Below are 19,015 nucleotides of genomic sequence, written 5' to 3' on the forward strand. Positions count from 1 at the left end.
GCCTCAGCCGTGCTTCGGTACGTCCGTACGCGCCCACTGGGGAGACCGCCGCGCGCGCTCGCCCAGAAACTGATGCGGCCGCGCAATTTTCACGATCCTTGCGATCGCGCACACCAAATGAAAGGCGTATGATTGCGCGCCGGTTCTAAGCCCTTTCCGAAAGGGTCGAGACATGAAGCGTCCGCTGAGGTGGCAGAGCAGGACAGCCAGGGCCGTCGTCTACGGGATACTCCCCTGCCTCCTGGGCCTTGGTGCTGCGCAGTATCTCCGCTGGACCGGCAGCGTCTGGCTTGCCATCGCGGGTAACTTCTGGCCGATCATCCTGACGACGGCATCGCTTGCCATCCTGATCAGGCTCATATTCTCGCCGTTCGACGACCGAACAATCGCCACGTCCGCGTGGCTGACGCTTTTTGTCACGTGGTTCTATGTTCCGATGTGGGCGACGGCCATTCAGGTGCCGTACGCCACAGCTCTCATCGACGGAGATGGGCATGTCCGTCTTGCCAGCGAGGCGGCGCGGCAACCGGGCTATGACGTCTGGCTGCTGACCAACAACCCCCGCATCAGGATCGTGCACAATGCGTCCGGCACGGTCCTCACGAACTCCCTCAATCTCGACTACAAGTACGCCGAGCCTTACATCGCCACTCGTCGCCATCAGGAGGACCTTTTCGATCCGATCTCGAACGCGGCCGCCGCCATACTGCAGGAGGAGGCCAGGAAGCCGCGCGCATCTCGCATCGCGCTGATCGATGATCCGGATGTCCGCAAGGGCGTGCTTGAAAAGATCTGCCGGGTCGCCGTCGGAGAGCAGGGGGCGTGCCCCATCAAGATGAGCCTGATAGCTCAGAACGACGCGACGGCGCTCGGTGCGACCTGGAGCAAGTTCTACACCGAGAAGGAGGCCATACAGGAAAGGCACGTGCCCACCCTGATGCGGCTGCTGACGCAATCCGAATCTCCTCTGCTCGAGCGGGACCAGGTCTTTGCGACGCTCCTGGAGGGCGCCGTCTCGATCTCGCAGATCTCGCAAGTCGCGCAGAGGCCTTACTGGCTGAGCGACGATCAGCTTGCCGAACTGATCGCACGCATCACGGCCGCGCCCGACAGCGGCAACGAAGCTGCTGCCGTCGTTTCCAAGGTCGTTCGCTTGAAGTCGGAGCAGCGCCGCGTGCTACGCGCCAAGGCAATCGACGAGGCAAGCATCGCAACGCTGCTCGAGCACGCCGTGGCGCTGCGCATCTCCGATGCCGAGCTCGTTCAGCTCGCCCCGCGCATGCGCGCAGCCTTTTCGACCAACCCCGGGAATGCGGTGCGCACACTGGAGCTTTTCGGCGAGCGCCTTCCGCCCGATACCCAGAACGACGCCGTCGGCGCGATTGTGAAGGCGAAGGCACAGTATGCCCTTATGGCCCTCGCCCACTTGAATTTCTCGACGGAGCTGCGCGACGAGCTCATGAGGAAGGTGCTCACCGACGCCGACTACGGCGATTTTGCGCAGGCAAAACTATCCAAGGAGAAGCTGCAGGGCATGTTCACGCCGGCGGAAATGCGCGGGCTCATCGAGATGGCGGTGAAGCGGAGCGAGACCTCCGAGAGCTGGATGACCTTCGCACTCGGCTCGCTGGCGGTCAGCGAGATGACGCCTGCCGAGCGACGCTCGCTTCTCACTGGACTGCTGTTCAAGAGCCCCAGAGCAGCCCTCGAATTCGTCAGCGAGAACCGGCGCTATCTCGAACCGAGGGAAGTCAACGAGGTGACGCGCGACTACACGCAGACGATCGCTGCGGACCTGTGCCTGCACCTGTCACATCGCAATGCCAACCGCCGGATAGAATATTTCAGTGAGGAGCAATTGCAGATCTTTCGCGATTGCGCGCAGGCCAAGTAGCCGCCGCGGCAGCTTGCAGCCCCACCCATTTCCAGATTTCGATGGAGCGGGCGATCGGGATCGAACCGACGACATTCAGCTTGGGAATTTGAGTTTCTATCTACCATGCCCTTCCATGCAATACCTAACCGCTTGATTTCCCTGACTCTGCCTACGTAGTCGTTCGACAAAAAACCGCCCACTTCTAAGTAAAATGTTACCTGGGTGTTACCTAGAAATTGATCTCCCAGGACCTTTCCAATCATGACTAAAGAGCGCAAGCGCATAACCAATACCGTTGTCGATGGCCTCACCGCCGGCTCCCAAGTCTTCGATCCCTTCCTCAAGGGCTTCGGCGTCCGCAAGCAATCCAAATCGGCAACGCCAACCTACTTCGTGCTCACCCGCATTGCCGGACGCCTGCGGCGCATGACCATCGGCAAGCATGGCAGCCCCTGGACGCCCAGCACGGCCCGCGAGCGGGCCAACCATCTCCTGCAAAGCGTACAGACCGGCAACAACCCCATCCTCGAGCGCGAGGCCGCCCGGGCGAAGCTGATGACCTTCCAGGAACTGTCGGTGCAGTTCCTCGAAATCCACGGCCCCACCCTCAAATCCCGCACCTTGGAGACCTACACCGACTGCATCGAGTTGCGTCTACGCCCTGCCTTCGCGAAGAAGGCCATCAACGAAATTACCTCGCAGGACGTGGCCAAGGCTCATGTCTCGTGGCGCGAGCACAAAACTGCCGCCAACAATGCCCTGACCTGCCTCTCTTCCATCTTCGGCTGGGCCGAGCAGCAGAAGCTCCTCCCCAAGCACTCCAATCCCTGCCCGGACATCAAGCGGTACAAGTCCAACAAAAAAGAGCGCTATCTCACCCGCGAAGAACTCAAGCGCCTGGGCGACATTCTCGACGCTTGGGAAGCCAACGGCAAAATCAACACATACGCCGCCTTCGCCATTCGCCTCCTCATCGTGACCGGCGCACGCCTGAATGAGATTCTCACCCTTCAATGGGACAACGTCTTCTGGGAGCACAGGGTGCTTCAGCTTCCCGACAGCAAAACCGGCTTCAAATACATCTTCCTCAACGACTACGCCCTCGCCATCCTCAAGCACGTTCCCCGCCTTGAGAAGAACCCCTACGTCATTCCCGGCAAGAAGAAGGGCCAACACTTCGTCGGACTGACCAAGATCTGGTTCGGGCTACGCACCGCCGCGGCCCTGGAAAACGTGCGCATTCATGACCTAAGGCACTCGTTTGCATCGTTCGCCATCACCCTCGCCGGATCAAACATCCCCGTGCTCGGCCGCGCCCTCGGCCACTCCAACGCGGAAACCACAGCGCGCTATGCCCACATCGCCAAAGATCCGGCCGCCGCCATGGTCGATGCCACCGGCACACACATCGCCCGCATATGGAGCGGCCGTTTCGGCCTTCCGATTGCCCGCTCAGCCCCAATTGTCCGCTATTCCATTGCGGTCCGCTTTGCCCGCGCGCGTGCAAAGAATCAGCGGAAGCTGCTGCCTGCCCCAACACGTGAGTCCCTGGACATCACGCCTCTCTAAGGCCTGAAACAACGCGGCCGCGCGGACACTTCATCCGCGCGGCCATTTTCTTTAGCGCCCGCCAAACCTGAAGCTGCGCACCAGAGACGCAAGAGCGAACACGAACATCATCAGAAGCAGCAGCGCCGTCTGCAAGCCGCCAACGCCCTGCCGGGCTTTGTTCTCAAGATCCCGCCAGAGATTTCGCCACCACTTTTCGACGACCTTCCCTGGCCACGCCGCAGCCTTGTCAACGGCCTCGCGCTTCTTTGCGTGAAGATCATCCACGCGGTTTACGACCTTCGCAACGTCGCTCTTGTTATTCAGCCGAACGGAAACCCTCGACCCATAAACCAGGTCAGACACTTTCCTCGGGAACGGGCTCACCTTCACTTCCAGCTTGCCCAATCGGACTTTGGCCGCCTTGAATTTGAGGCCACCCGCCATCGCCGGCTCAACGAACACCGGCGCAAACACAGCTCCGAACACGACTAGTTTAATGACAATCGACTTGAAGAAACGCCTCGAAACATCCTTCATGAAGGACATGTGGGCCTAGGGACCTTCGCCCCGCCTCCCTGCAACGCCGCCAGCTGCGGCCAGCGCCGCATGAGATGGGCATCAAATTGGGCGAATCCAAGTCACGCACCCGATACCTCCCCTAACCTGCTGAGCACACCAAGTTTTTCCCCTTTAGCCGCCGGCTTCCCTAATGCTGCCCGTTTCCCGCGCCCTCAGCCGGTACTCGAACTTCAGGAGCGCATCCCGGAAATCATCGCAGGCCAAACATTCGCTCTCCAGCACCTCAGTCGCCGGCACGCGTCGAGCCAGAGCAACAAGCTCCCCCAATCGGGGCAGATCTTCCATCTCCAGCAAATCCTCGGCCGCCGCCACCAACGCCGCCAAAGCGCCGAGACCTGCAAAGGGCCCTCGCACGAAACGCTCCAGACGCCCGTCCCGCTGGGCCAAAGCGGCATGGCTTACGGCAACTTCCAACATCGCCCCGGCGAGGACGCGCCTCCCACCAACTCCCTCTTCCTGCCAGGCCGCCGTCCCCTCCTCGAATGCATCGGCCATCTTCTCGAGCGTGAGGCGGCACACGCTGTCCTTCGCATCCACCGGCACCGACTTCCCACCACGCCAGGACACCCGTTCCAGGACCAACAGCCGCGTATCGACACGCAGAAGCTGCTCGCGCAGCACCTCCTTGCGCGAAAAATCGCGGCACACCTGCATCTGACCCAGGATACCCGTCACCACGTGTTGGAGATTTTGCGCCATGCGCGGGAAGTCACCAGCATTACCCCAGTCCAACCCGGTGGTTGCATAACGCTCCGGTGCCGCTCGCAATAGCGACCGCCCCTTCAAACCCCTCATCAACATAACTTTCCTAATTCACCGCCGTATAACCTCAATACCCTTTTTCCGGCAAGACCACCCGGCCCACCCACAAAACCCTGTCACTCCCCTGCGACTGCCATATATACGCATGTCTGGACCTCTGGACATACGGCAATAGGCCCTCACCCCCGCACCTCGCGCCGCCCGTCCGGGAACAAGTCCACCTCATCAATCTCGAACTTGCTGTCCTTCAGCCCCTTCAGAACCAGATAACGCACCGTGCAGCGCTCCTTGCCCACCTTCGCCCGCAGCAGATCAACCACATACTCCGGCACCACCACCGTCAACTTGCGCGGCGCCCGTGACAACCCGTGCACACCCTCCGCCGGCGCAACCGCATCCGTCGATTCCACCGCCTTCACTGCCCCTGATGGTGCGGCAGCAGCAGCCATCTCCTCCGGCGGCGCCACAATGCTCGGCACCTTCCGTTTCACCGCAAACGCATCCACCACCCGGTCCGCCTGATCGAAGTCGATCTGTTCCAGCACCGGAGCCTTGCCTTTGCTCATGCCGCCACCTTCACGTCCTCAAATCCAATGTCCCTCAAGATCCAATCCGTCATCGCATCCAGCTGCTCCATCGCCTTGCGCACCGGCTCCCGCCGCGCGTCGGCATAGTGCGGCGGCTGCCCCGAAAGGAACACCTCGGCAAACGGAGCCCGGTGCTGCAGCGCCACCCCAATCCCCTGCACGCCGGAGCGCTTCACATCCTCCAACACCGAGCGCTGATAGGTCGGCCAAAGCGACGACACCTCATTCAGCAACAGACGATGGCGAATGCTCTTGCCCATCATGACCGACAGCTGCCCGAGCTCCCGGCTGAGCTTCACGGCCTCGATCACGTCCGGCGCCGACAACTTCGCCGGCGTGATGGTGACATCCGCCACAGTCGCCGCCTGGATCATCGTCTTCTGAAACACTCCCGCCACGTCCACGAGGATGAACCCCTGACGCGTGGCGCAATGGTGCTTGAGGCGCTCCATGAACTCCCCTTCCCCAAGCCCCTCGACCGTCATGATCTCCGACACCGCCGGGAACGAGCGCGCCCAGCGCTCCAGCGTCCGGTTCTGGTCCAGATCCATGACCAGCACGCTATAGCCACGCGCCGCCAGCGCTCCGCCCAGGCAGGCACACATCGTGGATTTGCCCACCCCGCCCTTGGGCGAGGCAAATGCGATGATCACTGGTCGGGATTGCTGCGTCATGCCCCGAGAGTTGCTCAGACGCTCAGCGCCATCAAGTCAAACGCCATATATATGGGCATCTGGTTATACGGGGGTGTGGACTTCCAGCACTACAGACATACGCATCTCCGTATATTCATAACACCATATCTCCATACATACGTACCTACGTATATTCTACCATCTCAATCACTTAGCCCCACACTGCCGCATATCCATAAATACAGACTTCTGTATCTCCGAATGTCTGGACCTCCATAACCCCGAATATCCGTAACTCCATACCTCCAAACCTATGGAGGTATGGACATACACGCCTCCGTAACTGCGGACTTACGGACTTGCAGACATCCATAGGCCCGGAGCTCCGTACATACAGACCAACGCCGCGCGGCACCCCCAACTCTCCAACCATTCACCCCGGGACATCGCGAATCCCATAACCTCTGCCAAATCGGACAATAACCCTTGCCGCGACTAGACCCCATCCGCCGCCAGGGCAACATCCCGCCGCCAATGCGCTTCCCTCCGGCCCCTGACATCTTCTAACACTCTGATACGCCAACACCCGGCTCGGAATTGCCGCCACACTTTCCCGCTTCCTGACACAGTCACGGCAGGGGAGGGGGCTTCCCCATGTCCACTCTCCCTCTCTTGGCCCATCAAACGTCCTGTACTCCCTCGGCATTGCCCGGAACTGCCGCCACACTTTCAGGCTATCGTGCTTCCGCGCCCTCATTCGCCCGCCACCACACCGGCATCTGACCAACTGCCTGTTTCATTTCATCTCCTGCCGGAGCAGCCGCCACAAAATGACTTCCGCTCCCGATCTGCCCACGCATCCTCCCGCTGCCCCATCGCACGGGACTGAAACGCCTGCATCGCCACCTGCCGTCCAACCGCTTGAACTCTCGCCATTTGAGCGGGAACTGACGCCACAATTCATCTCACCGGTCAGGGTCGCGGACGGCTAACCTGAGCGGAAACCTCCATCATCCCTTTGAATTGCCTCATCGCCGAACGGAACCGCCGCCACACTTTTCATATCGCACCGCGCCGCGGCCTCGACGACGTACACCGTATCCGGCCCCATAGTATGTATCTGGAATCCTTGGCCTCCGATGGGAACCGCCGTCACAAAAACAACCGGCCGCTCGGCAATCTCATTCTCCACAATCAACATCATGGCCAACGGCCATTCAAAACCTCTTTCAAAACCCACCCACGACGACGGATACCCGGGCGCAGGGGAGGGGGTTATCCACCCAATCCACACGCACCCCTGACCCTTTCAAGCCAAACCACCGCTTGAAGCTTCCCAGCCGATGCTATCCACCCCGACATCCCCAGACTTATCCCCAAGCCTTGCTCATGCCGTTGGTCTTTCTTCTTCTTTAATCAGTCTCTAAATAATCTCTCCAGTCTTTAAGGCCTGCTAAGTCTCGCAACCGCGCGGATTATTTCGACACCTTGTGACGGCGTTTCCCGCTTCTGTGACCGCGCCTCCCGTTTATGTGGCGGCGTTTCCGGAAAGTGTGACCGCGCTTCCCGTTTCTGCGACCGCCCCTCCCGAAATTGTGACCTCGCTTCCCAAACGGGCCGACTTACCCACAGACCTGGTTGGAGAACTCCGCTTCCCCACTGCGCACGCTCAAACCCATTAAACCTCAGGTCGGACAGTATGCAATCGTATCCCCCGATCCTGCAAAATGTGACGACTGCTCCAGCTTTTGTCGCGTCTGCTCCGGTTTGCCAACACCAATCCCAAAACCGCAATGCCACAGATGGTTGCCTAAATCTGTGGCGACTGTTCCGAAAAATGTTGCGGCGGTTCCCGTCCAACCGTTCAATACCCCCAATGAGCCGCACCACACCGCCCACTGAATTGAGCGACGCCGAAATCTCCCGGCTCAAACGCATCGGCCAGCGGCGCGGGCGCCGCAACCCCGCCAAAGTTCCCGCCCGCCTCGCGCGCACCAGTGCCTTCGCCCCAAAGCGCCGCGGCCTCATCACCGATACCAACTATGACCGGCTCTACGTGGTGCCCGGCCACTCGATCGTGCGCGTCGCCGGCCGCGAGCTCGGCAGCCAGCACCGCGACGCCCTGTATGCCGTCTTTCGTCTCGAGCATGAGACCGTGGTCTTGCCCGACCCAAACTCGGCCGTCCACCGCTCCCGCTACCTCCGCGTCACCACCACCTGGCGCGAACTCCTCACCTCCATGGGCCTCACGCCCCACGTCAACAACGTGACCGCCCTCCACTACACCTTCGAGGACATCAAGAAGGTCGTGGTGACGGTGTATGAAGGCGACCACATGAAGCTGCTGGAGCAGCACAAGCAGGGCAAACTGCCCCGCTCACCCGGCCGCATGGGCAACATGCTCCACGACGTGGAATGGGAGGGCCTCCAGCTCGACAGCCGCGTCGTCCTGCACTACGGCGAATGGAGTGCCAACATGGTCTTCTCGGCGAAACTGGTGAGCCTCAACGCCGACGTCCACTTCGCCCTCGCCTCGGACTACGCCAAGTCCTACTGGCCCTACATCGACAGCATGCGCAATCACACCTGGGTGGATGAGGAACGCCTCGCGCAGCTCGCCGGACGCGACCTCTGGGGCCCCCACGAAAGCGCGTCCACCCGCCGCGACTTCCGGAGCAAGTCACGCAAGGCCTTCGACGACATGGTCCGCGCCGGCGGGCTCAAGTCCTGGCGCGTGGAGGTGAGGGGGGTCGGCCGCCACAAGAGCCACCGCTACCATTACGAGCACGCCCTCAACAGCCAGATGGCACTGCCGCTGCAGCCGCCACCTGATGACGCGGCTTCTCATCCCGCATCGCGCCGTGCCAACGCCGCCTGACCGCGCCAACCGCGACCAAAGTACGCCGCGCGTCCAAAATCGCCACCTACTGCCCCGCATCCCAGCCTCAATGCTCCACGCATTTCCAATCACTTAAACGCAATACATCGCTCTCCAAGAACTCCGCTCCGCCCAAAAACCCACTCAATCCCGTACTTCATTCCGCCTCACTGCGCCTCGCCCTCGACCGATGATGCCACCCCAAGAGCCCATTGCACGCGCACACACGAGGCCAGCACGCCCTCCGAAAATCGCTGCGGTCGGTTTCCCGCACCCAACCTCGATCAAATCCAAAAAAGCGGCCACGGGCAGGGGTTTGGCACACCGCCTTGACCCCATGGCGCCATATCAGCCCGGCACCTTGATGCACAACGGCATGGTGGCCTGTCGCCAGGACAGCTTGGCAATCGGATCTCAGACGGCGCCCATCACTCCGACGGCCGATGCTCCGGCCTTCCCGCCAATCGCGATCCCGCCCGTCGCCGCGAGACCAATTGAGTGCCCATCAGGCGCTTCAAAGCGCCCGGACGAACGTCCCCGGCAGCGCACCCCCGCTCGTCAACCACCACCGACTCATGAAATATCTTCAGCGCCAAGGACCGGGCGGAAAACGAACCAAAAACCGCCCTGACAGCCCTTCGAACGCGCCGCCTAATCTGCACGGCTGCGGTTATTATGCCTTGCGCGGCGACGTGAGAGCAAGCAATGCTTTTGGGTGCAAGTTTGCACCTCAAAAGCGTGGCCATTCGCCTGCGGCTCAAGGCCATGCTTGCCCTCTCAAACGCCGAGGGAGGCTGGATAGCCGATGCCACGGAAACCTGCTCGCAAAGCCCATCCGCGCAACCGCCGCGTCTATGTTTATCTAACCGCTGACGAACGTCTGCAGCTTGCCGAGCGTGCCAGGGCGGAAAACACCACCCTGACTAACTTCCTCCGCAGCCGCTTTACCGCCAGCCAAAGCCCCCATCCGCAACCGACGCCACGACGCCGCCTCGCCACCCACGCCCGCGAGCAACTGGCCGTCTCAATCAACAACCTCGCCGTGGAAGCCAGCCGCATCGGCAACAACCTCAATCAGCTCACCCGCCAGGCCAACAGCGGCATGGTTCCGCTCGGCAAGCGGGAGCTCCAGCAGATCCTTGCCCAACTGACCGACATCCAATTGCGCGCCACTGCCTATCTCGACGCGGCCCTCTCGCAATCGCCGGGCGAGATCCAGGACACATGAAATTTGATCCATCCCGCCTCTCACCCATATCCAGCACCACCTCACCGCCACACAAAACATGATCGCCAAGAAGGTTGCCCAGGGCAGGGGGTTTCGCGGCGCGCTCAACTACCTTTTGCGCGGCAGCAAGGACGCCACCAAAGGCGAGGCCCACCGCGTCGCGTGGATGGCCCTGCGCAATCTCGCCGACCCCAATCCCGAGCACGCGCCCCGACTCATGCAATGGACGGCACAGAAAAGCGCGCGCGTGCAAACGCCGCTCATGCACCTGATCATCAGCTGGAGCCGCGACGAAAACCCAACCATTCCCGCCATCGAGACGCTCGCCGACGCCCACCTCGCCGACATCGGCCTCGACCGCCATCAGGCCATCCTGGTCGTCCACGAGGACAAGGAACACCGCCACCTGCACATGCTGATCAACCGCGTGCACCCGCACACCGGCAAGGCCTGGAGCACCTCCAAGGACTACGCGCGCATTGAAAAGAGCATCGGACGCCTGGCCAAAAGCCACGGCTTCACCTTCGTCCCCGGCCGCCACAATACAGCCGAGGCCCGTCTCCGCATGCCCCGACGCGCCAAGGCCACCGAATACCGCATGCAAGCGCGCACCGGCCGCCGTCCGCGCGCACGCTTCTCCGACCATCACATCAGCACGATTGCCGCCAACGTCGGCCCCTTGTTCGCAGCCGCGCGACTGGAAGTCCCTGCAGGACTCCCTGAAAGCCTGCGAGTTGTCACTCGAAGGGAAGGGGAGGGGGCTGGTTCTCACCAACGGCACGCATGAACTCAAGCTCTCGGATCTCGGCCGCACGATTCGGCTGCCCGACCTCGAAAAACGATTCGGCGAAGCCTGGAAGATTTACGCAGCACGAGGCCGCAAAACAACGAAATCAGCCGGAAAATCGCCAAGAATACCATCGGCGAATCAAGCTCAGCGACCCCAAGAAGCGCCGCGGAACGAACCAAAAACCCAGGCAAATGCTCAAAAATCCGGGGTTCTCGCACCCCTCATCCGCGAGGTTGAACACATATTCACCTCAACCCTCGGTATTGCCCCAATCCCGCCCGAGGAAATCCAAAAGCTGCTTCTAACTTATATCGAACGCGAGCCTAATGCCGACCGGGGGTCAGCCAAGCTCGCGGCCAAAGAATTACTCAAGACCTTTTTCGACCGGGGGACTATTTCTCATGACCAATACATTCACGCCGTAGCCGCGCTCGAGCGCCAACCCACCCAACCCACCGCGACGAAAGACCGCCCGGCAAAACCCTTTGCCGACTACTGGCAGTCGCCGCCGACGGACAAACCACCACGCTCGAGAGGACGGGGCCGCTGATAAAGCGTCTCCGGCAGCGGAGATGCACGCCCACGCCTGCTACTTCAACGAAGCTGACAGCGGCCGCCCGCGATGGATGCCCATCCACATCGGCGATCCCATCACCAAGCGAACCGGCTTCGCCACCGTCCACGAGGTGACCACGCGCACCAATCGCGGGCCGATGGTCGCCAAGATGTTCAACCCGCAGGCCCTGAAGAGCCTGCGCAATCCCGCCAATTTCGACCAGGTGAAGCGCCTCGTCCTGCTGGTCTCCCAGCGCGACAGCCTGCGCGTACACCCCCAGCACCCGCTCGACTTCGTAACCTGGCCGCGCCGCCTGATCACGTCCGATCCTGACATCATCAAGGGCGGGCACTTCGACATAACCGCGCTGCAAGCCAAAATCCTCGGCTTCACCATGGAGCGCCTGACTGACACCCGGCCGCTGCGCGACTTCCTTACGACCAGCTCCAAACGCACACCGCGCGACCATCAAACCAATATCCACATTGCCTGCCATCTGGCTCACCAGATCGCGCGCCTGCACGAACACCCCTATCGGTTCGTGTTCGGTGATCTCTCACCGAATAACGTCCACATTTCGACGGACATGCGCCGCGTCCACTTCATCGACGCCGACAGCTATCAGCTGACCTATGCCCTCAACCACGGCGACCAGCTCTTCCGCGTGCTCGGCTTCACGCCGAACTACGTCTCTCCCGACGAATTCAGCAACCCCGTCGCCACCGCCCAGCACGACGATTTCGTTCTCGCCATCCTGCTGCTTCAGCTGCTGATGGCGCAACGCGACATCCCCGTCCATCCCTTCGATACCCAGGGCGAGATCAACCACAACCGGGCCATCAAGGCCCGCGACTTCCTGTTCGATCGCCAATTGCCACACAAGGACAAGCGGCTCGATTTCGCCCTCTGGAACGAAATGCACACCGACCTGCGTGCCGCGTTCCGCAAATCCTTCACCAGCAATACGCCCACCACCGCACGCCAATGGACACAGCTCCTCTCCTGCCATTGGAGGTCTCTTTAGCGACCATGCCCAACCAATCAGCGTCTTTCCGCCCCCAACCGCACCACATGCCGTCGTACCGGCAGCGCCAGCGCCTCCTGTCAACGCCGGACCCCATCCACCACAAAACGCCCAACGCCGGCGACGCCGCCCCGCGCCACGCCGTCAGCTCGCGGCCGCCTTCGTCGCCACGAGCATCCTGATTGCTGGCGCACCCCTTCAACCAATTTCGCTCAAAGAACCTCCGCGCAAAAGCCAGGAGCCGCCGCCCGCACCAACGCCTCTCATCCTCGCATCCGCCACGCCGATCCTGAGCCCCATCCCCGACATTCCCCTGCCACAGCGAAATCCACGGAGAACCGCCAAGTCAAAACCACCACCACTGCCCCTACGAAAACCCTTTGTTCTGAAACCTGTCCCCATACTCGAAAGGAAATCACCGACATGAACGCCGATGATATCGTTGCCAGCCTCCTCAACCAGAACGCGGCCATTCCCGCGAACCAGCTCCACGTAAAGCGCCACCCCCTCGTGCTCCTGGTCGACGTCTCTTGGAGCATGAGCCAAGGCTCGCCCCCCGACATCGAGGTGGTGAACACCACGCTGCCCGGCATCCTTCAGCAGATTGCCGACAGCAGCCCGACCGCGCCGTTCGCCGACCGCGGCATCGACGTGTCGCTCATCACCTACGACACGACCCCGACACTGGTCATGGACTGGACCCAGCGCGAACAGCTGGTCCCCACCCACACCTCGTTCCACGCCGGCACCTCGACCGCTACCGCCGCCGCCTTCAAGTTCGCCCTCGGCGTCATCCATCAGCGCCTGCAGGTGTACAAAAAGAACGGCGTGAGCTGGGGAATGCCCAACATCATCCACTTCTCCGATGGCGGCATCAATGACACCAGGCCCGGCGAGCCGCTGTGGAACAACCTCAGTGCCCGCCTGCGCGGCCTCACCGCCAGCGATGCCCACACACCCAATGCCGGCATCCTGCACATGGTCACGCCCAATGGCCGGGCCAACAATGAAACCAAGACGCTCGAAGCCCTCACCGGGCCCGAGACAGTGATCGACATCGGCAAGGGCGCCCAAGCCATCGCCGAAGCCATCATCCTGCTGTCCGAAGCGCTCGACCAGGCCACCGACCCGTTCGCGCCCTCGACCATGCAGGAAGCGGCAGAGGGCCACATCGCTGCGGCCAAGCCTCAGAACATCCACCAGCGCCACGACGAAGAAACTTATCCGGCATGACCATGCAGCCGCTCCACACCTGCGCCAGCTATGCCCACCATGGCTGGCGCATTCTCGCCTCCGCCCTCACGGGCCAAAAGCACGAAAACAACGGGCAATCTTGTCAGGATGCCTTCATCGTCGGCGGCAACGGCAAAGCCTTCTGGCTCGCCGTCGCCGACGGCATGAGCAAATCCAGCCACGGCGGGGAGGGGGCCGCCGTGGCCGTCGCCGCCCTCGATCAGCACATGCGCGAAGCCACCACCCACGACCTGCCGCGCCTCAACAGCGCGTACCTCGCCGCCCACACCGCCATCACCAGCGCCGCAGCACGACGTGGCATCGACCCAACAGGCTTCGCCACCACCCTGGTCGCGGCCATCGTCAACGAAGACCAGATCCACTGCGCCAGCATCGGCGACAGCAACATCACCGCCATCTCCTACAGCGGCGACAAGATCTTCGGCCTGTGCTCTCCGCGCCTCGCGCTGCCAAAACCCGACCCCGTGACCCGAATCCCCAAACGCCGCACCTACGGCATCAACAGCCCAACCTGGCGCAAGAGCACCACCTTCCGCTCCGTGCCCATGGAAACCCTCGCCGGGTTCATCCTCCACACCGACGGCGCCAATTCCGTCACCGAGCCCGACACCAAGCTCTATGCCCCAACCCTCCACCAGATTGGCGCCAAGAACGACCTGCGCGCCGTTGCCGGCTACTTCTCAATCTACTCCGCCAACATCCGAGACGATGACGACGCCACCATCGTCGCCGCCCTGAGGCCACCCTCATGACCATCTCGCCCATCTTCGACCTCGGAAACTACACCACCGCGACGCTGGTCCCGGCCGTCGAAGCCCTCGCCGCCGACAAATCGGCCGCTCTGTGCATTCCGGTGGCGCCACTGCTCGCCACGCTCTCCGACAATTACTTCGAGGCTTGCCTGCTCCAGAATGACGAGCGCATCGTCAATCCTCAAAAGGCCATGCTTGAGGGTGTCCAGGCCGCCGGGGCCTACCTCGCAGGCGGTGCCGGTCTCGCCCTCGCGGGCGCCGTCGCCAAAAACCTCTTCTCCCGCGCTCAATCCTCCCGTCGCCGCTCGCAGCTGACCACCCTCATGCGCAGCGCCATCACCACCCGCGCCATCGCAAGCCTCGACGAACCTTCCTGCGCCATTCTCATCGGCCACGCCAGACTCGCCGCCCAGCACGCCATCACTCCCGAGGAATGGCACACGTTTCTCGCCAACCTCGCCTTCCACAACGCCTCGCCGACCTCCACCGTCATCACCCTTGCCGCGGAGCACCAAACCCATCCTCTCGCAACCCAGGTCCAGCGCTTCCTCTCAAGCAACCTCACCCTTGCGCTCCCGCCCTACAACCGCATCCTCGCCGACGGCGCTGCCCGCATGATGAAAGCACCCGACGTCCGCCCGCTGCTCGAACGCGGCTCCCGCTGGCTCGCCGCCGATGACCTGGCCGCCAGCCCCACCTTCAAGGCCGAGGCCTCCAAACGCTCACTGATTCTCGGCACCATCGGCCCAGCCAAGGCGCCCGTCTATTTCGACGGCACGCAAAGCCTGATCACCATCGGCCGCCCGGGCAAGGGCAAGAGCCAGGCTCACATCGTGACCAACCTGCTCAACTACGCCGGCAGCGCCTTCGTCCTCGATCCCTCGGGCGAGCTCTGGCAGATGACCGCAGGATACCGCCAAAAGCACTTCGGCCCCGTCTACCGCTTCTCGCCCACCGATCCGCAGGGACGAACCCACCGCTTCAATCCCTTCGACTTCATCGCCCGCACGCCCAACCAGGCCGCCGACGATTGCACCGTGCTCAGCCATCAATTGATTGCCGAGAACCCCAACAGCCACGACAAGTTCTGGGACAGCGCCGCCCGCGACATCATCTGGGCCTTTGCCCTCGCCATTGCACTCCGCGGCACGCCGGGGAAACGCACCATAACGGCCTTGAACCAGCTCATCGGCCTGCCATTTCCCGCTGACGACCCGCGCAAGCAAGCTTTCCTCGCCACCGCCTCCGGCCACTTCCTCCTGCTGCTCGACGCCATCGCGCAAAACCACAACATCCCCGAGGTGGCCTCTGTCGCCACGCGCATCCGCACCGGCATGCAAGCCGAAGGCAAAATGCTCGACAGCGTGTTCGCCAACGCGCGCAACGCGCTCTCGCTCTTCGGCCGCTCCGAGGTGCTCCGCAATGCCACCGCGCACAGCGATTGGACACCCGCGCAACTTCGGCAGCGCCCTGGGAGCACCGTCTACCTCTGCATCCGCGAAGACGAGCTGACCGCCCTTGCTCCCCTTGTGCGCCTGATCTTTCAAACGCACATAAAAGTCCTGTCCCGCCTGAAACCCTCAGCCGGGGAACCGCCCATCACCTTCTTCATGGATGAAATGCCCCGTCTCGGGCATTTCGACGCGATGCTGAACATGCAGGACACCGGCCGCAAACACGGCCTGCGCCTGTGGATGCTGGCGCAGAACGTCGGCCAGATCATCGACGCCTACGGCAAGCAACGCGGCGAAGGGCTCATTGAAACCTGCCACGTGCGCATGTTCATGGCCCCCGACCAGGCCGCCTACGACCTCGTAAAACCTACCCTCGGCGAAACCCGCGACATCATCACCGGCGAAACCCGTCCGCTGGTCTCGCTCAATGACCTCGCCGGCCGCAGGTACGCCGACCAGACCCTCACCATCACCGATGGCGAGCATCCCGCCATGCTCGATAAAATCCTGGGCGACAAGGTCTACAGCAATCGCTTCATGCCGCCGCCAAGCGTCCCCATGGCTTCAAAACCCACCGCCCAGCCCAAGCCGACACCTGGCGCCACCACCTGACCAACCCACCGACGAGAACCCGTGCCCCCAACGCCGGCCCAGAAACACCGCAACACACGCGCCTCGACAAGGTCCCGGCCGGGCCTACGGTCGACGACCGCGCCAACTCAATTGAGCCAACAGGTCGGAACCGCTTTCATCGGCGCGGTCTACCGCTCCACCCCGCCATCCTCGGGCTTGCTCAGAGCCGTGCAGGCCACGCCGGCATTGCTCGCGTCTATTTCCGCCCGGAAGTAGCGCACCTTCACATCAGCAACGTGCGCCGGGTCCACCTCGCCCAAGGGCGTGGGCGGCAGGCCGCGCATCTGCTCGGCAAGTTCTTTCTGCACCGCCGTCAGCCTCTCTGCCTCGGCACAGGCCACGGCCCTATCGGCATATCCTGCCGTCGTGCCCGCTTGCTGAGTTGGCAGCGACCCATCGGTTGAGCCGCGCATGGCCTCGGCCATGTCTTGCGCAAAGTAGCCTGCCACGAAACCTGTTCCCAGCCCCATGCCCAGCTTCATGCGATGGCGCCCAACAAAAGCCAGTCCATCCATCAATGCAGTCGTGAAGCGGGTTTTGATCTTCTCATAAGGCGTCATCAGGGGGGCCTCGCTTTGCGCGTTGATTGTCCCCATCCTATGAGAGCCCGCACAACATCTACTGACCTTCCACCTGACAGCGGCACCCATCGGCCGAAGCCATATATGCAGGGTATCCCCGTCCCCAAGCCGCCATTCCAAAAGCCGCTCGTTTCGCGCCCTGCAGATCACGGCCAAACCCCCGTGGCCCCCAGCATCAACTCGAGACGATCATCCAAAATCGCGCCCCACGTATGGGTCGGCACGCGCCAATGACCAGCCAACCCGACGCAATCCACGCCTTGTCATTCAAACAAGGCGATCCCCTCATCGCCTCCTTGACATACTCGGCAGCGCGACCCACCATTTCGCCAATGGCCACCCTCCACCCCGTCATCCACGACAACACCAATGATCCCGAGCTGATCAGTCTTTCCTTGGTTATTGTCATAGACCACGCGGATATCGCGGACGACCTCGAAGCCTACCGCGAAGAAACCGACCTGCACGCCATATCCTACCTGCGACGAGAAGCGCGCGACTTTCGCGCTGCCGCAGAAGACTATCTCCATGCCATCGCTCAATTCGAAAAGAACAGGAAACTCACCACTCTCGATGCTGCGCACCTGACCACCCTTCGCAAACTCACCAAAGAGATCATCGAGGCAGCCAACGAGATCCTCACCACCAGGCGCCCCCAGCCACACTAAACCCTTATTCCACACACTCGCTTGCCTTCCATCGGCATCGGCGCATAATCGACCTCAATGAAGAAGGCGAACATGAGCCGCATCCGCGCGCGAAATGAAAAGGGCAGGGGAGGGGGCCCCGCAACCCCGCAATCCCTGCCTGATCGCGTTGATATCCCCGGCATCGGCTACCTTGCCCAGTTGGAGCACCGGGGTAACTACTGGGTTCACGACACCAACGGCAAAGCCCATTTTCCCATCGTTGGTCCTCTTTGCGGCTGGCGCGCCGTCATGAATCTGCGCGAGAAGCTCTCTAAGACCACACCAACCGCAACTTCCAACTCTCGCCTCACGGCCAAGCGGCCTATCGAGCCTTTCCCGACACGCCTTGGGCCTTCCTTCTACCCTGCCGAAGCAACCGAACCCGTCCTCTTCGATGCCATCACCAAGGCCGCCAGCACGGTCAAACGCGACCATGGCGGCAATATCGCCCTAACAGCATCCCCTTCATCCGAATTCATTTCACGCATCGGCCGGCACCTCTGTTACTCGCTTCGTATCGTCGCCCCCGGCACAGAGCACCAGAACCAACGCCTGGCTCGCGCCATCATCGGACCGCTCAGCCCAACACCTCGAACCGCCGTCGCCATCCACGAGAAAGCCAGAGCGATCTTGAGCGCAACGCCCTCTCGCGCACTCCTCATCGTCGGTGCCGACAACCTGTTCCTGGATCTCAAGGGGCGCAAACTGCTGCAGGCCCAAAACGAACTCAAATACTTTGCCAACCAATCCGACCGCCCCTTCATTCTCCTGGGCGGTCCCATCATGTGGCGCGCCATCTTCGACAACGCTCAGCTCAAGTGGCGCTTCACACTCCCGCTCGCCACGCAAGTCTCCTGATCAGCGAAGCCTCCAAACGGCTACATCCCAAGCAACGTGCCGGACTTACCGGCGCGCTGAATGCACTATCCGCTTGACGGGCGCGAGATGGCTTGGTGGCATAATTAAAGGCCAAAAGGGACAGAATTAAAGGGAGCCGGCTCTGAGCGCGGTGGTTTTGGGGGGTATTTAACATAATCAGGATTATAAGAAACGGAAGACCCACCCTCCGGCGGGTGGCCACATCTCCAATGTCACCAAAATTAGATATGGTGATAAAACCATACTAATGCAATCCCCATACCTTGTCTAATACTCTTTGACGAAACGGCAGTGTTCTAATTTGCCG

The 19,015-nt window shown here is 61.8% G+C and carries 18 protein-coding genes; 12 read left to right on the forward strand and 6 right to left on the reverse strand.

Annotated elements, in window-relative coordinates:
* The first annotated feature begins 172 nt into the window (after positions 1–172).
* Entirely contained in the window at positions 173–1,894 is a 1,722-nt protein-coding gene (locus tag CS1BSM3_RS10595) for a hypothetical protein (RefSeq protein WP_072387034.1), read from the forward strand.
* A 243-nt stretch (positions 1,895–2,137) separates the two neighbouring features.
* Entirely contained in the window at positions 2,138–3,445 is a 1,308-nt protein-coding gene (locus tag CS1BSM3_RS10600) for a tyrosine-type recombinase/integrase (protein WP_072387035.1), read from the forward strand.
* 51 nt (positions 3,446–3,496) lie between these two features.
* Here the strand turns inward: CS1BSM3_RS10600 and CS1BSM3_RS10605 are convergent, their stop codons facing one another.
* The 5 genes from CS1BSM3_RS10605 to CS1BSM3_RS10625 form a co-directional block, all read right to left on the reverse strand.
* A complete protein-coding gene (locus tag CS1BSM3_RS10605; protein ID WP_072387036.1) occupies positions 3,497–3,973 on the reverse strand; it encodes a hypothetical protein in 477 nt (158 codons plus the stop codon).
* A gap of 144 nt (positions 3,974–4,117) precedes the next feature.
* A complete protein-coding gene (locus CS1BSM3_RS10610) occupies positions 4,118–4,705 on the reverse strand; it encodes a hypothetical protein (RefSeq protein ID WP_143149147.1) in 588 nt (195 codons plus the stop codon).
* Positions 4,706–4,947: 242 nt separating this feature from the next.
* Positions 4,948–5,334: a hypothetical protein gene (locus CS1BSM3_RS10615; RefSeq protein WP_072387040.1), complete on the reverse strand. Its 387-nt coding sequence runs from the start codon at positions 5,332–5,334 to the stop codon at positions 4,948–4,950.
* Positions 5,331–6,029: a ParA family protein gene (locus CS1BSM3_RS10620; RefSeq protein ID WP_072387042.1), complete on the reverse strand. Its 699-nt coding sequence runs from the start codon at positions 6,027–6,029 to the stop codon at positions 5,331–5,333. The genes CS1BSM3_RS10615 and CS1BSM3_RS10620 overlap by 4 nt, the downstream gene beginning before the upstream one ends.
* 949 nt (positions 6,030–6,978) lie before the next feature.
* Positions 6,979–7,200, reverse strand: coding sequence for a hypothetical protein (locus CS1BSM3_RS10625; protein ID WP_143149148.1), 222 nt, complete (start codon positions 7,198–7,200; stop codon positions 6,979–6,981).
* Between the two features lie 666 nt (positions 7,201–7,866).
* Here CS1BSM3_RS10625 and CS1BSM3_RS10630 point away from each other — a divergent pair.
* The 8 genes from CS1BSM3_RS10630 to CS1BSM3_RS10660 all read left to right on the forward strand — a co-directional run bounded on the left by CS1BSM3_RS10630 (position 7,867) and on the right by CS1BSM3_RS10660 (position 16,538).
* Complete coding sequence (locus CS1BSM3_RS10630; RefSeq protein ID WP_072387046.1) at positions 7,867–8,868, forward strand: hypothetical protein; 1,002 nt, start codon at positions 7,867–7,869, stop codon at positions 8,866–8,868.
* An 805-nt stretch (positions 8,869–9,673) separates the two neighbouring features.
* The gene (gene mobC / locus CS1BSM3_RS10635) at positions 9,674–10,096 is read left to right on the forward strand and encodes a plasmid mobilization relaxosome protein MobC (protein ID WP_072387048.1); all 423 of its coding nucleotides are present in this window, start codon (positions 9,674–9,676) and stop codon (positions 10,094–10,096) included.
* Between the two features lie 58 nt (positions 10,097–10,154).
* Positions 10,155–10,883: a relaxase/mobilization nuclease domain-containing protein gene (locus CS1BSM3_RS10640; protein WP_072387049.1), complete on the forward strand. Its 729-nt coding sequence runs from the start codon at positions 10,155–10,157 to the stop codon at positions 10,881–10,883.
* Positions 10,831–11,436, forward strand: coding sequence for a hypothetical protein (locus CS1BSM3_RS27955; RefSeq protein WP_143149149.1), 606 nt, complete (start codon positions 10,831–10,833; stop codon positions 11,434–11,436). Before CS1BSM3_RS10640 ends, CS1BSM3_RS27955 begins: the two co-directional genes overlap by 53 nt.
* A 22-nt stretch (positions 11,437–11,458) precedes the next feature.
* Positions 11,459–12,466 carry a hypothetical protein gene (locus CS1BSM3_RS10645; RefSeq protein ID WP_072387051.1) on the forward strand — a complete coding sequence of 336 codons (1,008 nt, stop codon included), beginning with the start codon at positions 11,459–11,461 and terminating at the stop codon, positions 12,464–12,466.
* A gap of 423 nt (positions 12,467–12,889) precedes the next feature.
* Positions 12,890–13,699, forward strand: coding sequence for a VWA domain-containing protein (locus tag CS1BSM3_RS10650; protein ID WP_072387053.1), 810 nt, complete (start codon positions 12,890–12,892; stop codon positions 13,697–13,699).
* Positions 13,696–14,472: a protein phosphatase 2C domain-containing protein gene (locus CS1BSM3_RS10655; protein WP_072387054.1), complete on the forward strand. Its 777-nt coding sequence runs from the start codon at positions 13,696–13,698 to the stop codon at positions 14,470–14,472. Before CS1BSM3_RS10650 ends, CS1BSM3_RS10655 begins: the two co-directional genes overlap by 4 nt.
* Positions 14,469–16,538: a type IV secretory system conjugative DNA transfer family protein gene (locus CS1BSM3_RS10660; RefSeq protein WP_072387055.1), complete on the forward strand. Its 2,070-nt coding sequence runs from the start codon at positions 14,469–14,471 to the stop codon at positions 16,536–16,538. The genes CS1BSM3_RS10655 and CS1BSM3_RS10660 overlap by 4 nt, the downstream gene beginning before the upstream one ends.
* Before the next feature lie 149 nt (positions 16,539–16,687).
* On the opposite strand, the gene CS1BSM3_RS10665 is transcribed toward CS1BSM3_RS10660, so the two are convergent.
* Positions 16,688–17,119, reverse strand: coding sequence for a hypothetical protein (locus CS1BSM3_RS10665; RefSeq protein WP_143149150.1), 432 nt, complete (start codon positions 17,117–17,119; stop codon positions 16,688–16,690).
* Between the two features lie 251 nt (positions 17,120–17,370).
* Between CS1BSM3_RS10665 and CS1BSM3_RS10670 the strand changes: the two genes are divergently transcribed.
* The gene (locus CS1BSM3_RS10670) at positions 17,371–17,808 is read left to right on the forward strand and encodes a hypothetical protein (RefSeq protein ID WP_143149151.1); all 438 of its coding nucleotides are present in this window, start codon (positions 17,371–17,373) and stop codon (positions 17,806–17,808) included.
* Between the two features lie 72 nt (positions 17,809–17,880).
* Positions 17,881–18,687: a hypothetical protein gene (locus CS1BSM3_RS10675; RefSeq protein ID WP_143149152.1), complete on the forward strand. Its 807-nt coding sequence runs from the start codon at positions 17,881–17,883 to the stop codon at positions 18,685–18,687.
* Positions 18,688–19,015: the final 328 nt, after the last annotated feature.

It is taken from the genome of Hyphomicrobium sp. CS1BSMeth3, from assembly GCF_900117415.1.
Lineage (GTDB): Bacteria > Pseudomonadota > Alphaproteobacteria > Rhizobiales > Hyphomicrobiaceae.

Coding starts and splice junctions, on each gene's coding strand:
- CS1BSM3_RS10595 (WP_072387034.1), top strand. CDS start 173: ATGAAGCGTCCGCTGAGGTGGCAGAGCAGGACAGCCAGGGCCGTCGTC.
- CS1BSM3_RS10600 (WP_072387035.1), top strand. CDS start 2,138: ATGACTAAAGAGCGCAAGCGCATAACCAATACCGTTGTCGATGGCCTC.
- CS1BSM3_RS10605 (WP_072387036.1), bottom strand. CDS start 3,973: ATGTCCTTCATGAAGGATGTTTCGAGGCGTTTCTTCAAGTCGATTGTC.
- CS1BSM3_RS10610 (WP_143149147.1), bottom strand. CDS start 4,705: ATGGCGCAAAATCTCCAACACGTGGTGACGGGTATCCTGGGTCAGATG.
- CS1BSM3_RS10615 (WP_072387040.1), bottom strand. CDS start 5,334: ATGAGCAAAGGCAAGGCTCCGGTGCTGGAACAGATCGACTTCGATCAG.
- CS1BSM3_RS10620 (WP_072387042.1), bottom strand. CDS start 6,029: ATGACGCAGCAATCCCGACCAGTGATCATCGCATTTGCCTCGCCCAAG.
- CS1BSM3_RS10630 (WP_072387046.1), top strand. CDS start 7,867: ATGAGCCGCACCACACCGCCCACTGAATTGAGCGACGCCGAAATCTCC.
- mobC (WP_072387048.1), top strand. CDS start 9,674: ATGCCACGGAAACCTGCTCGCAAAGCCCATCCGCGCAACCGCCGCGTC.
- CS1BSM3_RS10640 (WP_072387049.1), top strand. CDS start 10,155: ATGATCGCCAAGAAGGTTGCCCAGGGCAGGGGGTTTCGCGGCGCGCTC.
- CS1BSM3_RS10645 (WP_072387051.1), top strand. CDS start 11,459: ATGCACGCCCACGCCTGCTACTTCAACGAAGCTGACAGCGGCCGCCCG.
- CS1BSM3_RS10650 (WP_072387053.1), top strand. CDS start 12,890: ATGAACGCCGATGATATCGTTGCCAGCCTCCTCAACCAGAACGCGGCC.
- CS1BSM3_RS10655 (WP_072387054.1), top strand. CDS start 13,696: ATGACCATGCAGCCGCTCCACACCTGCGCCAGCTATGCCCACCATGGC.
- CS1BSM3_RS10660 (WP_072387055.1), top strand. CDS start 14,469: ATGACCATCTCGCCCATCTTCGACCTCGGAAACTACACCACCGCGACG.
- CS1BSM3_RS10665 (WP_143149150.1), bottom strand. CDS start 17,119: ATGACGCCTTATGAGAAGATCAAAACCCGCTTCACGACTGCATTGATG.
- CS1BSM3_RS10670 (WP_143149151.1), top strand. CDS start 17,371: ATGACCAGCCAACCCGACGCAATCCACGCCTTGTCATTCAAACAAGGC.
- CS1BSM3_RS10675 (WP_143149152.1), top strand. CDS start 17,881: ATGAGCCGCATCCGCGCGCGAAATGAAAAGGGCAGGGGAGGGGGCCCC.